Consider the following 14405-nt stretch of genomic DNA (forward strand, 5'->3'; position numbering starts at 1 on the left):
AGGTCAGGAGAACCATCCATGAGCACCACCCCTCGCGTCGTCATCATCGGCGCCGGCATCGTCGGCACGAACCTCGCCGACGAGCTCGTCCAGCGCGGCTGGACCGACGTCACTGTCATCGAGCAGGGCCCCCTGCCCCTGCCCGGCGGCTCGACGTCGCACGCGCCCGGCCTGGTCTACCAGACGAACCCGTCCCGGGCACTCACCCGCTTCGCGCAGTACACGGTGGAGAAGCTCGTCTCCCTGGGCTGCTTCAACCAGGTGGGCGGCCTCGAGGTGGCCACCACGCCGGAGCGGCTGGAGGAGCTCAAGCGCAAGGTGGGCTACGCGACGTCGTGGGGGCTCGAGGGCCGGCTGCTCACTCCCGAGGAGGTGCTCGAGCAGCACCCCCTGGTCAACCCCGAGATGGTCCTGGGCGGCTACCACGTCCCCACGGACGGGCTGGCCCTCGCGGCCAAGGCGGTGCAGGTGCTCGTCGAGCGCACCTCCCGCGCCGGCGTGACGTACTGCGCGGAGACGACCGTCACCGGCATCGAGCGGTCGAACGGCCGCGTGACCGGCGTGACCACGTCCGACGGGACCGTGCCGGCCGACATCGTCGTCTCCTGCGCCGGCTTCTGGGGCCCCGCGATCGGCGAGATGGCCGGCATGCCGTGCCCCATCCTGCCGCTGGCCCACCAGTACGTCTTCACCTCCGCGGTCCCGGAGCTGGTCGGCAAGCACGACGCCCCGAACGGCGCGACCCTGCCGATCCTCCGGCACCAGGACGCGGACCTCTACTACCGGGAGTGGGGGGACCGGATCGGCATCGGCTCCTACGCGCACCGACCGATGCCGGTGGATCTCTCCGACCTGCCGCACTACGCGCCCCGCGACATCGCCCACGACCGGATGCCCTCCCGCCTGGACTTCACGCCCGAGGACTTCACGGAGCAGTGGGCCGAGAGCCGGCGCTTCCTCCCCAGCCTGCGCGGCAGCGAGGTGGCCGAGGGCTTCAACGGCATCTTCTCCTTCACTCCGGACGGGGGGCCGCTCATCGGCGAGTCCCCGGACCTCGCCGGTTTCTTCGTGGCGGAGGCGGTGTGGGTCACCCACTCCTCGGGCGTGGCCAAGGCCATGGCCGAGCTGCTGGTGGACGGCGTCCCGGAGACGGACCTGCACGGCTGCGAGGCCACCCGGTTCGACGACGTGCAGCTCTCCCCGGAGTACGTCGAGGAGACTGGCCGGCAGAACTTCGTGGAGATCTACGACGTCCTGCACCCGCTCCAGCCACGGGAGTCGCCGCGCAACCTGCGGGTCAGCCCCTTCTATCCCCGGGAGCTGGAGCTCGGCGCGTTCTTCCTGGAGAGCCACGGCTGGGAGCGCCCGCACTGGTACGAGTCCAACGGCGCGCTCCTGGAGCAGCTGCCGGAGGAGTGGCGGGAGCCGGAGCGCGAGCCGTGGGCGGCCCGGTACCACTCGCCGATCGCGGCGGTCGAGGCGTGGAAGACCCGCACCGCCGTGGCGATGTACGACATGACCCCGCTCAAGCGCGTGACGGTCGAGGGGCCGGGCGCCGCCGCCCTGCTGCAGCGGCTCACCACCGGCAACATCCTGCGCAAGCCGGGCGCCGTGACGTACTGCCTGCTGCTGGACGAGAAGGCCGGGATCCGCAGCGACATCACCGTGGCCCGGCTCGACGAGAACCTGTTCCAGGCCGGCATCAACAGCAGCGTGGACGTGGCGTACCTGTCCGCCGAGGCGAGCGGGCAGAGCGCCGAGGACCCCGCCGCCTGGGTCGTGGTCCGGGACACCACGGCCGAGACCTGCTGCATCGGCCTGTGGGGGCCGAAGGCCCGGGAGGTCATGGCCAAGGTCTCCCGGGACGACCTGTCCAACGAGGGCCTGAAGTACTTCCGCACCAAGCAGATCCGGGTGGGCGGCCTCCGGGTCACCGCGATGCGCCTCTCCTACGTGGGGGAGCTCGGCTGGGAGCTGTACACCACCGCCGACCAGGGGCTGCGGCTGTGGGACCTGCTGCACGAGGCGGGCCAGGAGTTCGGCATCGTCCCCGCGGGGCGCGCCGCCTTCAACAGCCTGCGCGTGGAGAAGGGCTACCGGTCCTGGGGCACCGACATGACCACCGAGCACACCGCCCTGGAGGCCGGCCTGGACTTCGCCGTCAAGAAGGACAAGGGCGACTTCGTGGGCTCGGAGGCCGTGGCCTCCGACGGCCGGGTCCGCCGCCGGCTGCGCTGCCTGACCGTCGACGACGGCCGCTCCGTGGTCCTGGGCAAGGAGCCCGTGTACGTGGACGGCACCGCCGCCGGCTACGTCACCAGCGCGGTCTTCGGCCACACCGTGGGCCGGCCGGTCGCCTACGCCTGGCTCCCGCCGGAGCTCTCCGAGGGGGACGGCGTGGAGATCGAGTACCTCGGCGAGCGCGTCCCCGCCACGGTCAGCGCCGAGCCGCTCGTGGACCCCGGCATGGAGCGCATCCGCGGCTGAGGCCCCTGCCGCCGCGGCCGGCGCGTGCACCGCTCCGGCCGCGGCCCCTGGTCCCGACCCCGGGACTCCCCAGTACGACTTCTGTGATCGAGCACCGTTCCCGGTGCCGACGACGACGAAAGGCAGTTCCAGCATGCACAAGGTCAAAGGCGTGGTGTCGAAGGGCAAGAACCAGCCCGTCAGCGTGGAGACCATCCTGGTGCCCGACCCGGGTCCCGGGGAGGCGCTGGTGGACGTGCTCACCTGCGGGGTGTGCCAGACCGACCACCACTACGTCGAGGGCGGGGTCGGCGACGACTACCCGTTCCTGCTCGGCCACGAGTCCTCGGGCGTCGTCTCGGCGGTCGGTGAGGGCGTGACGGAGGTCGCCGTGGGCGACCACGTGATCCTGAACTGGCGCGCGGTGTGCGGGCAGTGCCGGGCCTGCCGCAGGGGCGAGCCCTGGTACTGCTTCGCCACCCACAACGCCACCCAGAAGATGACCCTGGAGGACGGCACCCCGCTGTCCCCGGCCCTGGGCATCGGCTCGTTCGCGGAGAAGACCCTGGTCGCGGCGGGTCAGTGCACCAAGATCGAGGCCGACCTCGAGCCGCACCAGTACGCGGCCGTCGGGCTGCTCGGCTGCGGGGTGATGGCCGGGATCGGTGCCGTGCTCAACACGGGTGCCGTCCAGCGCGGGGAGTCCGTGGCCGTGATCGGCTGCGGGGGCGTCGGGGCGGCCGCGATCGCCGGGGCCGCCCTGGCCGGGGCGACCACGATCGTCGCCGTGGACCTCGACGACGAGAAGCTGGCCACCGCGCAGAAGTTCGGTGCCACCCACACCGTCAACTCCCGGAACTCCGACCCGGTGGAGGCGATCCGGGAGCTCACGGGCGGGTTCGGCGCCGATCTGGTGATCGACGCGGTGGGCATCGCGCCGACCTTCAAGCAGGCCTTCGAGGCCCGTGACCTGGCGGGGCGGATGGTCCTGGTGGGCGTGCCGGCCCCGGGGACCACGTGGGAGATCCCGCTGGACGAGGTGTTCGGCCGCGGCGGTTCGATCAGGTCCGCCTGGTACGGCGACACCCTGCCGTCGAGGGACTTCCCGATGCTGGTGGACCAGTACCGGCTGGGCCGGCTGGACCTGGACGGGTTCGTCACCGAGCGGATCGGCCTGGGCGACGTCGAGGAGGCCTTCGCGAAGATGAAGGCCGGCACCGTCCTGCGCTCCGTCGTGGAACTGGACCGTGCCGGGACCGGCGCGGAGGAGCGCGGCGCGGAGACCGGTGCGGCCGCACCGGCCGGAGCGGTCCGATGACCGCGCGGCAGGCCGCCCAGCAGCGCACCGACGCCTCGGGCCGGGTCCGGGTCGAGCACCTGGTGACCGCCGGGACATTCTCCCTGGACGGCGGCACCTGGGAGGTCGAGAACAACGTCTGGATCGCGGGCGACGACGAGCAGTGCCTGGTCATCGACCCGGCCCACGACCCGCAGAAGGTCGTGGACGCCGTGGGCGGCCGGGCCGTGGCGGCCATCCTGCTCACCCACGGCCACGACGACCACATCCGCGCCGTCGCCGAGGTCGCCGAGCAGCTGCGGGCCCCGGTGCACCTGCACCCGGACGACACGATGCTCTGGGAACAGGTCCATCCGGCCCGTCGTTTCGACCGCATCATCCGCGACGGAGACGTCTGGACGGTGGGCGGGGTGCGCCTGACCGCACTGCACACCCCCGGCCACTCGCCCGGCTCGGTGTGCTTCTGGGCACCGGGCCTGGGGGAGGGCGGGGTGCTGTTCTCCGGGGACACCCTCTTCCAGGGCGGTCCCGGCGCCACCGGCCGCTCGTACTCGGACTTCCCCACGATCGTGGACTCCATCCGGGAGCGGCTGCTCGTCCTGCCGGAGTCCACGGAGGTGCTCACCGGCCACGGGGACCCCACCACGATCGGCGCGGAGGCGCCCCACCTGCAGGAGTGGATCGACCGCGGTCACTGAACAGGAGGAGGCCGGTCCGGGTGAGCGCCCGGAGCGGAACGACCGATCCCCCGCGGAGGCGAGAGCCTCCGCGGGGGATCGGTCGTCATCGGTCCCGGGGGCGGCTCAGCGCAGGACGACCGTCCGGTTGCCGTGCAGGATGACGCGGCCCTCGCAGTGCCACTTCACGGCGTTGGACAGGGCCTTGCACTCGGTGTCGCGGCCGGCGGCGACGAGGTCCTCCGGGCCGTGGGTGTGGTCCACGTCCACGAGCTGCTGGGCGATGATCGGGCCCTCGTCGAGCTCGGCGTTGACGTAGTGCGCCGTGGCGCCCACGGTCTTCACGCCGCGCTCGTAGGCCTGGTGGTACGGCTTGGCGCCCTTGAAGCTGGGCAGGAACGAGTGGTGGATGTTGATCACCCGGCCCTCCATCCGGGTGGCCAGCGAGTCGCTGAGCACCTGCATGTAGCGGGCCAGGACCACGAGGTCCACCTCGAAGCGGTCCACGAGCTCCAGCAGGCGCGCCTCGGCGGCCGGCTTGGTGTCCGGGGTGACGGGCACGTGGAAGAACGGGATGCCGTGCCACTCGACCAGTCGCTGGTGGTCCCGGTGGTTGGAGACCACCGCGACGATGTCCACCGGCAGGTCCCCCGTCCGGGCCCGGAAGAGCAGGTCGTTGAGGCAGTGGCCGAACTTCGAGACCATCACGAGCACGCGCCGCTTGGCCCCGTGCTCGTTGAGCTCCCAGCGCATGCCGAACCGCTCGGCCACCGGGGCGAGGGCCGTCCGGAGGGCCTCCGGGTCCAGGCCATCGCCCGTGGCCGGGGCCACGTGCACGCGCATGAAGAAGTGCCCGAGCCGGCGGTCGTCGAACTGGGTCAGTTCCACGATGTTGGCGCCGTGCTCCAGCAGCACGCCGCTGACGGCGTGCACGATCCCCGGCTTCTCGGGGCAGTCGAGGGTCAGCACCAGTTCCGTCGTGGCGGGAACGGTGCGCACCGGCTCCGGCCGGAGTCGCTGGTCAGCATTCGATGACGTTGACGGCCAGTCCACCACGGGAGGTCTCCTTGTACTTGATCTTCATGTCGTTGCCGGTCTCCCGCATGGTCTTGATGACCTGGTCGAGGGAGACCCTGTGCTCGCCGTCGCCGTGCAGGGCCAGGCGGGCGGCGTTGACGGCCTTCGTGCTCGCGATGGCGTTGCGCTCGATGCAGGGGATCTGCACCAGCCCGCCCACCGGGTCGCAGGTCAGGCCGAGGTTGTGCTCCATGCCGATCTCGGCCGCGTTCTCCACCTGGTCGGGGGACCCGCCCAGCACCGCGCACAGTCCCGCGGCGGCCATGGAGCAGGCGGAGCCGACCTCGCCCTGGCAGCCCATCTCCGCGCCCGAGATGGAGGCGTTCTCCTTGATCAGGATACCGACGGCGGCCGCCGTCAGCAGGAACTCCACCACGCCGTTCTCGTCCGCGCCGGAGACGAACCGGGTGTAGAAGTGCAGGACGGCCGGGATGATGCCGGCGGCGCCGTTGGTCGGGGCGGTGACGATCCGTCCGCCGGAGGCGTTCTCCTCGTTGACCGCCAGGGCGTAGAGGTTGATCCACTCCATGGCGTGCAGCGGGTCGGGGACCGGCCGCCCCGTGGCCGTCGCGGTGGCCTCGGCCTCCCGGAGCCGGGCCCGCAGGTCCGGTGCCCGGCGGCGGACCTTCAGCCCGCCGGGCAGCCTGGCCTCGGTGCGGGTGCACCCGTTCTCCACGCACTGCTGCATCACGTCCCAGATGTGCAGCAGCGCCGCCCGGGTGTCCTCCTCGGAGCGCCAGGAGGACTCGTTGGCGAGCATGATCCCGGCGATCGACATGCCCTCCCGCCGGCAGTGCTCGAGGAGCTGGCCTCCGGTGGTGAACGGGTACGGCACCGTGGTGTCGTCGGCCACGACACGATCCGCGCCCGTGGCCTCACCGTCGACCACGAAACCGCCGCCCACCGAGTAGAAGGTCCGCTCCCGCAGCAGCTCGCCGGCCGCCCCGTGGGCGAAGAACGTCATGCCGTTCGGGTGCGCCGGCAGGGACCTGCGGCGGTGCATGACCACGTCCTTCGGCCGGTCGAAGGGGACCGGGTGGGTCCCCGCCAGGCACAGCTGCCCCCGCTCCGTGCTGACCCGCACCTGCTCGTCGGCCGTGTCGGTGTCCACGGTCTCCGGGTCCGCGCCCTGCAGCCCCAGGATCACGGCCTTGTCGGAGCCGTGACCGTGGCCGGTCGCGCCCAGGGAGCCGAACAGCTCGGCGCGCACCCGGGCCACGGACTCCAGGAGGCCGTCCCTCCTGAGGCCGTCGGCGAACAGCGCCGCCGCGCGCATCGGGCCCACCGTGTGGGAGGAGGAGGGCCCGATGCCCACGGAGAACAGGTCGAGGACGCTGAGCGCCATCAGGGCACCTCGGGAGCCGAGAACTCCGTCATCGCGTCGAGCAGCCACCGGGCGGTGTACTCGGCGAAGGAGGACCGCGGCATGATCCGCCAGGTCAGCTCCGCGGTCCGCCACAGCAGCACCTGCACCGGGCCCAGGGTCGTGGCCACGGCGGTGCCGACCGCGAAGGACCGCGGGTGCAGGTCCAGGTGGCAGCTCTTCTCGAGCACGGCGCGGGCCGAGGGCCCGGACAGCTCGAGCGTGGTGCGGTTGGCGGACAGGTCCACGGCCTGTCCGGGCTCGGTCCCGAGGGCCCGGGCCAGCCCGGCGGCGGTGCCGGCGTCGTCGGCGCCCGCCTCGCGGAGGTCGCTTCCCGCGGGGCCGATCTCCGCGGGCCCCACGCCCTCGGGGCCGACGAGCAGGAACTCGTCGGGGCCGATCCACAGGATCGCGGTGGCCTCGGCGGCGCCGCTGACCTGGCCGTGGCCGGCCGGCAGGGGCATCCCCGCCGCGGCCGCGACCGCCTCGGCGGCGGGGGTGCCCGGCGCCACCCGGATCCCGACCATGGTCAGGAAGGGGATCTCGCGCAGGGCCACGCCGCGCTCACCCGTCACGGTCTGCTCGTGCATCGGCTGCGCGAGGTGGGCCAGCGGGCTGCGGCGCAGGGCGGTGGTGTCGGTCAGGAGCTGCTCAGCCATCTCGGCGGTTCCCTTCGGGGTCGTAGAGCACGGGTTCTGCGATGACGACGTCCACGAGCTGCCCGTCGAGCGGGGCCTGGAGCGTCTCACCGATGCGGTTGCGGCCGTTCTCGACCAGGGCGAGACCGAAGGTCCGGTCCAGGGCGGCGCTGCGGTAGCTGGAGGTGACGTGCCCGACCATCGGCACGGGGCCCTCCTGCGGGGTGATGGGGGTGCCGTGGTCGACCAGCTGGGCGCCCTCCGGCAGCCGGAACGTCCGGTCCACCGGCAGGACCGCGACCAGCTGCTTGCGGTCGGGGCTGGTGGCGGACGGGCGGTCGTAGGAGCGCTTGCCGATGAAGTCCTTGGTCTTGGACACCACCCACTCCATCCCCAGGTCCTGGGGGGTGACCGTGCCGTCGGTGTCCTGCCCCACGATGGGGTAGGCCTTCTCCGCGCGCAGCACGTGCATGGTCTCGGTGCCGTAGGGGGTGATCCCGAACTCGGCGCCGGCCTCCGCGACGGCCTCCCAGACGGAGAGCCCGTACCAGGAGGAGACGTTGATCTCGAAGGCCAGCTCCCCGGAGAACGAGATCCGGCAGATCCGCGCGGGGACCCCGGAGGCCAGGACCGTCTCGCGGAAGGCCATGAACGGGAACGCCTCGTTGGACACGTCCAGGTCCGGGGCGAGCGCGGCGATGACGGCACGGGACTTCGGGCCGACGACGGCGACGGTGGTGTACTGCTCCGTCACGGACGTGAAGGTGACGTCCAGCTCCGGCCACTCGGTCTGGGACCACTCCTCGAGCCAGTCCAGGACCTTGGCCGCACCGCCGGTGGTGGTGGTCATGAAGTACCGGTCCTCGTCCAGGCGCAGGGTCACGCCGTCGTCGAAGACCATGCCGTCGGGGGTGCACATGACCCCGTAGCGGCCCATGCCGGGCTTGAGCTTCTTGAAGGCGTTGGTGTAGACGCGGTTGAGGAACTCCCCGGCGTCCTGGCCCCGGATCTCGATCTTGCCCAGCGTGGTGGCGTCCATGAACCCCACCGATCCGCGGACGGCCGCGCACTCGCGCAGCACGGCCGCGTCCATGTCCTCCCCGGCCTGGGGGTAGTACCAGGGCCGCTTCCACTGCCCGACGTCCTCGAACAGGGCTCCGTGCGCCACGTGCCAGGGGTGGACCGAGGTCAGCCGCGCCGGGTCGAAGAGCTCACCCTGCCGCCGTCCCGCCAGGGCCTTGAAGGCCACGGGGGTGTAGGGGGCGCGGTAGGTGGTGGTGCCGATGCCGCCGACGTCGGTGCTGTTCAGCGCGGCCGCGATGACGCCGATGGCGTTGACCCCGGAGGTCTTGCCCTGGTCGTTGGCGGTGGAGATGGAGGTGTAGCGCTTGACGTGCTCCACCGACCGCATGCCGGCGCCGGTCGAGCGCAGCACCTCGGCGACCGTCTGGTCGCGCTGGAAGTCCACGAAGTGGCGGCTCCAGTCCGACGGCTCCCCGTCGGGCCCGGGAACCAGCCACAGCGGCCGGACCGGGGCGAAGGCCTCCGCGGCGGCGGCCGGCTCCTGGGCCGAGGTGTCGAACCCGGCGCGGCAGGCGGCCTCGGCGCCGGCGCGGGCGCCCTGGCCGAGGCATCCGGCCAGGTCCAGCACGCCGTTGACGGATCCGGCGGTCTGCTGGTCGCGCACCGGCAGGGCGGGGACGAAGGCGGCGAGGTCGTCGTTCCAGGTCAGCTTGCCCTGCCGCTGGCTGTGCAGGTGCACCACCGGGGTCCAGCCGCCGGAGACCGCCAGCAGGTCGGCGTCCACGGTCGTGGTGGGACCGGTCAGCCGGCCGTCCTCGTCGATCCCGCTGAGCGTGACGGCGCTGACGCGCCCGTCCGCGCCGTCACCGGCGGTCTCCACCACGGCGCTGCCGGTCCACACCTGCACTCCCGTGCGGGCGGCGGTGCGCTCGGCGGCAGCGGTGAGCTCGGGGCGCGAGTCGACCACGCCCGCGACGTCCACGCCGGCGGCGACCAGGTCGGCCACCACGGCGTAGACGGAGTCGTTGGTGGTGGCCGCCACGACCCGCGTGCCGGCGGCCACGGCGTAGCGGTTGAGGTAGGTGCGCACCGCGCCGGCGAGCATGACGCCGGGGCGGTCGTTGTCGGTGAACACGATCGGCCGCTCGTGCGCGCCGGTGGCGAGCACCACCTGGTCCGCCCGCACGTGCCAGATCCGCTCCCGCGACACCCCGGCGCCGGGGGCGGTGCCCAGGTGGTCGGTGCGCCGCTGGACGGCGACGACGTAGTTGCTGTCGTAGTTGCCGAAGGCCGTGGTGCGGTGCAGGACCGTGGTCTCGGGGGCCTCCCGGAGGGCGGCGAGGGTCTCGGCCACCCAGTCACGGGCGGGCATGCCGTCGACGGTCTCGTCGCGGCCGGACAGCAGGGACCCTCCGGCCTCCGGCTGCTCGTCCACGAGAATGACCCGGGCCCCCGACTTCGCGGCCTCCCGGGCCGCGGCGAGGCCCGCGGGCCCGGCGCCGACGACGAGGACGTCGGTGTGCACGTGCTTGTGGTCGTAGATCGCCTCGTCCCGGGCCGGGTCGAGCTGCCCGAGCCCGCGCAGGTAGGACGCCTCCAGCCCGTCGGTCAGCTCCACCGCGGTGGCCGGGAGCATGGACTCGGCCACGTCGGCCTCGGTGCGCGCGGCGACCTTGACCAGCGCGTTGGGCTCCTCCACGCCGGCGGACATGATCCCGCGCGGACGGCCCAGGTACATCGAGTCGCCGCAGCGGATGCGTCCCGCGGCCAGCAGGGCCGAGGCCAGGGTGTCACCGGCGTACCCGGTGAACTCCTGTCCGTCCACGGTGAAGCGCACCGTCGAGGTGCGGTCGATGCTGCCGGTCGCGCTCTGCTGCGCCGGCAGGCGGTGGGACTGAGCGCTCACTTGACGCCTCCGATCTCGGGCTTGGGCTCGCCGATCCTGTAGACGGCCTTGATCTCATAGGTCACGGTGTCGCGGACGACGTTGAACCAGCGGCGGCAGCCGACGGCGTGGGCCCACCGCTCCGCGATCAGGCCCTTGGGGTTGTTGCGGTAGAAGAGGTACTCCGCCCACTCCTTGTCGGAGAGCTGGGAGGGGTCCTCGGGATAGGCCACGTGGGCCTCCCCGCCGTACTGGTACTCGGTCTCGTCGCGCGGCCCGCAGTGGGGGCACTCGATCAGCAGCATGGTGTTCCGGCCTCCTAATGGGCCACGGCGGCGGCGCCGTGCTCGTCGATGAGGACCCCGGTCTCGAAGCGCTCCAGGGCGAAGGGCTCGTTGAGGGGGTGGGGTTCGTCGTTGGCGATGGTGTGGGCGAAGGCGTAGCCGGCTCCGGGAGTTCCCTTGAAGCCGCCGGTGCCCCAGCCGCAGTTGACGTACATCTGGTCCACGGGCGTCTTGGAGACGATCGGCGAGGCGTCCAGGGTGACGTCCACGATCCCGCCCCAGGTGCGCAGGACGTGGGCGCGGGCGAAGATCGGGAAGAGCTCCACCGCGGCCGCCATCTGGTCCTCGATGACGTGGAAGGCTCCCCGCTGGCCGTAGCCGTTGTAGGCGTCCACGCCGGCGCCCATGACCAGCTCGCCCTTGTGGGCCTGCGAGACGTAGACGTGCACGTGGTTGGACATCACCACGGTCGGGTGCACGGGCTCGTGCAGCTCCGAGACCAGGGCCTGCAGCGGGTGGGACTGGATCGGCAGCCGGAACCCGGCGAGCTCCGCCAGGACGGAGCTGTGCCCGGCCCCGCAGAGGCCGACCTTGCCGGCGTTGATCCTCCCGCGGGAGGTCTCCACGCCCACCACCCGGTCGCCGTCCATGACGAAGCCGTTGACCTCGCAGTTCTGGATGATGTCCACGCCCATCTCGTCGCACTTGCGGGCGAAGGCCCACGCCACGTGGTCGTGCTTGGCGATGCCGGCGCGCGGCTGGTAGGTCGCCCCCATCACCGGGTAGCGGATGTCGTCCCCGATGTTGATGATCGGGCACAGCTCCTTGACCTGCTCCGGGCTGATCCACTCCGCGTCGATGCCGTTGAGCTTGTTCGCGTTGACCCGGCGCACGGACTCCCGGACGTCGCCCAGGGTGTGCGCCAGGTTCATCACCCCGCGCTGGGAGAAGAGGAAGTCGTACTCCAGCTCCTCGGGCAGGATCTCCCAGAGCTTCAGGGAGTGCTCGTACATCGCCGCGGACTCGTCCCACAGGTAGTTGGAGCGGATGATCGTGGTGTTCCGGGCCATGTTCCCGCCGGCCAGCCAGCCGCGCTCCAGCACGGCGATGTTGGTCATGCCGTGGTTCTTGGCCAGGTAGTAGGCGGTCGCGAGCCCGTGCCCGCCGCCGCCGACGATCACGGCGTCGTAGGAGGACTTCGGGTCCGGGTTGTGCCACAGGAAGTCCGGGTGCTCCGGCAGAAGATCAGCCATCAGAGGGCTCCGTTCAGGACGGGGGCGGACAGGTTCGGGTAGAGCGGGAACCGCTCGGCCAGAGCCGTGACGCGGTCGCGCAGAGCGCTCAGGTCCGCGTCGGGGGCGGCGATGAGGGCCTCGGCGATGATGTCGGCCACCTCGGTGAACTCGGCGGCGCCGAAGCCGCGGGTGGCGAGGGCCGGGGTGCCGATGCGCAGCCCGGACGAGACCATCGGCGGGCGCGGGTCGAAGGGGACGGCGTTGCGGTTGACCGTGATCCCGATGCGGTGCAGCCGGTCCTCGCCCTGCCGGCCGTCGAGCTCGGAGTTCCGCAGGTCCACCAGCACCAGGTGCACGTCGGTGCCGCCGCTGACGAGATCGATCCCGGTGGCCATGACCTCGGGGGACAGCAGCCGGTGGGCCAGGATCTTCGCGCCCTCCAGGGTGCGCACCTGGCGGTCGGCGAACTCCTCGGTCGCGGCGTGCTTGAAGGCCACGGCCTTGGCGGCGATCACGTGCTCGAGCGGGCCGCCCTGCTGGCCGGGGAAGACGGCGGAGTTGATCTTCTTCGCCAGCTCCTGCCGGCACAGGATCACCCCGCCGCGCGGGCCGCCGAGGGTCTTGTGGGTGGTGGAGGTCACCACGTCGGCGTGGGGCACGGGGTTCGGGTGCAGCCCGGCGGCCACCAGTCCGGCGAAGTGGGCCATGTCCACCATCAGGTAGGCCCCGACCTCGTCGGCGATGCGGCGGAACGCGGCGAAGTCCAGCTGCCGGGGATAGGCCGACCAGCCGGCGACGATGAGCCGGGGCCGGTGCTCGAGCGCGAGGCGCTCGACCTCGGCCATGTCGATGCGGTGGTCCTGCTCGGAGACGCCGTAGGCGGCGACCTTGTAGAGCTTGCCGGAGAAGTTGAGCTTCATCCCGTGCGTGAGGTGCCCGCCGTGGGCGAGGTCCAGGCCCAGGATGGTGTCCCCGGGGTCCAGGAGCGCGGACATGGCGGCGGCGTTGGCCTGCGCCCCGGAGTGGGGCTGGACGTTGGCGTGCTCGGCGCCGAACAGCGCCTTGAGCCGGTCGATGGCCAGCTGCTCGACGACGTCGACGTGCTCGCAGCCGCCGTAGTAGCGCCGGCCGGGGTAGCCCTCGGCGTACTTGTTGGTGAGCACCGAGCCCTGGGCCTCCATGACCGCGGCGGGCGCGAAGTTCTCGGAGGCGATCATCTCCAACGTGGACTGCTGGCGCCGCAGCTCGGCGTCGACGGCCGCGGCGACCTCGGGGTCGCTCTCGGCCAACGGCTGGTACAGAGGGGAGTCCTCGTGCACGGTCATGTGCCCTCCTGGAACGTCTTGTGTGTGCAACTGATATATCAGTTGTTCAGGCCTAGTATGTGACAGGGGCCACGTCTGGTCAAGCATGACTTTTCCTGTCGTCGTCATCCGCCGCTCGGGCCCCGCCACGCACGCCGCAGGAAGGGCCCCACATGCTGCAGCACACCGACGAGACCGCGGGAAGCGGACGCTCCCTGGCCGACCAGGCCTTCCTCCGGCTGCAGGACCGGCTGATCCTGCTGGACATCCCGCCCGGCAGTCCGCTCAACGAGGCCCGGCTGAGCGAGGACCTGGGGGTGGGGCGCACCCCGCTGCGCGAGGCGCTCAAGCGGCTGGAGTCGGAGCACCTCGTGGTGACCTATCCGCGCCGGGGCACGTTCGCGACCACCGTGGACATCACCGCGCTGTCCGAGATCTCCCAGGTGCGCGAGGTGCTCGAGCCGCTGGCTGCCCGCCTGGCGGCCGAACGGCGCGGAGGTGCGGCCCGCGAACGACTGGAGCGGCTGCGGGAGCAGCTCGAGGAGCCGGCGGCGGAGGACCGCGAGGACACCCTGCGCTGGGACGTGGCCATCCACCGGGCCGTCTACGCCGCCGCCGGGAACGCGCACCTGGAGACGACCTTGACCCGCTACGGCAATCTGGCCACCCGCATCTGGTGCGTGGCCGCCGACCGGATCCCGCAGCTGCAGGAGCACATCTCCGTCCACACGGCCCTGCTCACCGCGGTGCTGGACGGCCGCGAGCAGGAGGCCGCCACGATCATGCTCGAGCACATCCGGGACTTCGAGGAGCAGGTGCGGAAGGTCCTCTGAGGCGGCCCTCCACGGTCTCGGTGGCGATCAGTTGCGTTGAACGCAACATTGCGGCGCATGACGACATGAACTCAGCGGGAAAGCGGGCGAACCATTGACGGCCGTTGTGATCCTCCTTACATTGAGGCAACAGCGTTGCAAGAAACGCAACTCGTTGAACCTCGGGAGAAGAAGACACATGACCACCTCGCCCACCGCCACCGCCCCGAACGCGACCAGCGTCGCCGAGCTCGAGCGCCTGAAGACCCTGCACAACGGAGTCAAGGAGCAGCTGACCTTCTCCGACGCCGAGTTCGAGCGCCGCCTGGCCGGGCTGCGCCGAA

11 protein-coding genes and 1 pseudogene are annotated in these 14405 nt (G+C 71.8%); 5 read left to right on the forward strand and 7 right to left on the reverse strand.

All coding sequences use genetic code 11. The annotated features are described in order from the left end of the window. Positions 1-18 precede the first annotated feature (18 nt). From ACPYN7_RS11845 to ACPYN7_RS11855, 3 genes are all read left to right on the forward strand, one after another. Positions 19-2487 (forward strand): GcvT family protein, encoded by a 2469-nt coding sequence (locus tag ACPYN7_RS11845; protein ID WP_424347787.1) that lies wholly within the window; start codon positions 19-21, stop codon positions 2485-2487. Positions 2488-2620: 133 nt separating this feature from the next. Continuing rightward, positions 2621-3784 (forward strand): S-(hydroxymethyl)mycothiol dehydrogenase, encoded by a 1164-nt coding sequence (locus tag ACPYN7_RS11850; RefSeq protein ID WP_424347788.1) that lies wholly within the window; start codon positions 2621-2623, stop codon positions 3782-3784. Next, entirely contained in the window at positions 3781-4461 is a 681-nt protein-coding gene (locus tag ACPYN7_RS11855; RefSeq protein ID WP_424347789.1) for an MBL fold metallo-hydrolase, read from the forward strand. The genes ACPYN7_RS11850 and ACPYN7_RS11855 overlap by 4 nt, the downstream gene beginning before the upstream one ends. Positions 4462-4566: 105 nt before the next feature. Here ACPYN7_RS11855 and purU read toward each other — a convergent pair whose 3' ends face one another. Genes purU through glyA form a run of 7 tightly spaced genes read right to left on the reverse strand, consistent with a single transcriptional unit; the run spans position 4567 to position 13270 of the window. Further along, positions 4567-5439, reverse strand: a complete 873-nt coding sequence (gene purU, locus ACPYN7_RS11860; protein ID WP_058873005.1) for a formyltetrahydrofolate deformylase — start codon at positions 5437-5439, stop codon at positions 4567-4569. A 22-nt stretch (positions 5440-5461) separates the two neighbouring features. After that, the gene (locus tag ACPYN7_RS11865) at positions 5462-6862 is read right to left on the reverse strand and encodes an L-serine ammonia-lyase (protein WP_058873006.1); all 1401 of its coding nucleotides are present in this window, start codon (positions 6860-6862) and stop codon (positions 5462-5464) included. Beyond that, positions 6862-7539 carry a sarcosine oxidase subunit gamma gene (locus tag ACPYN7_RS11870; RefSeq protein ID WP_058873007.1) on the reverse strand — a complete coding sequence of 226 codons (678 nt, stop codon included), beginning with the start codon at positions 7537-7539 and terminating at the stop codon, positions 6862-6864. Before ACPYN7_RS11870 ends, ACPYN7_RS11865 begins: the two co-directional genes overlap by 1 nt. Next, complete coding sequence (locus tag ACPYN7_RS11875) at positions 7532-10447, reverse strand: sarcosine oxidase subunit alpha family protein (protein ID WP_424347790.1); 2916 nt, start codon at positions 10445-10447, stop codon at positions 7532-7534. Before ACPYN7_RS11875 ends, ACPYN7_RS11870 begins: the two co-directional genes overlap by 8 nt. Beyond that, positions 10444-10731, reverse strand: a complete 288-nt coding sequence (locus tag ACPYN7_RS11880; protein WP_058873009.1) for a sarcosine oxidase subunit delta — start codon at positions 10729-10731, stop codon at positions 10444-10446. The genes ACPYN7_RS11875 and ACPYN7_RS11880 overlap by 4 nt, the downstream gene beginning before the upstream one ends. A gap of 14 nt (positions 10732-10745) precedes the next feature. Continuing rightward, entirely contained in the window at positions 10746-11963 is a 1218-nt protein-coding gene (locus tag ACPYN7_RS11885) for a sarcosine oxidase subunit beta family protein (protein WP_058873010.1), read from the reverse strand. Further along, positions 11963-13270: a serine hydroxymethyltransferase gene (gene glyA / locus ACPYN7_RS11890; protein WP_424347791.1), complete on the reverse strand. Its 1308-nt coding sequence runs from the start codon at positions 13268-13270 to the stop codon at positions 11963-11965. Before glyA ends, ACPYN7_RS11885 begins: the two co-directional genes overlap by 1 nt. Before the next feature lie 152 nt (positions 13271-13422). Here glyA and ACPYN7_RS11895 point away from each other — a divergent pair, with 152 nt between their 5' ends. Both ACPYN7_RS11895 and ACPYN7_RS11900 read left to right on the forward strand, forming a co-directional pair. Next, the gene (locus tag ACPYN7_RS11895; RefSeq protein WP_424347792.1) at positions 13423-14082 is read left to right on the forward strand and encodes a GntR family transcriptional regulator; all 660 of its coding nucleotides are present in this window, start codon (positions 13423-13425) and stop codon (positions 14080-14082) included. A 178-nt stretch (positions 14083-14260) separates the two neighbouring features. Continuing rightward, positions 14261-14405 (forward strand): annotated as a pseudogene (locus ACPYN7_RS11900) (creatininase); the annotation flags it as partial.

It is taken from the genome of Kocuria sp. CH-021, assembly GCF_049716185.1.
Classification (GTDB): Bacteria; Actinomycetota; Actinomycetes; order Actinomycetales; family Micrococcaceae; genus Kocuria; species Kocuria cellulosilytica.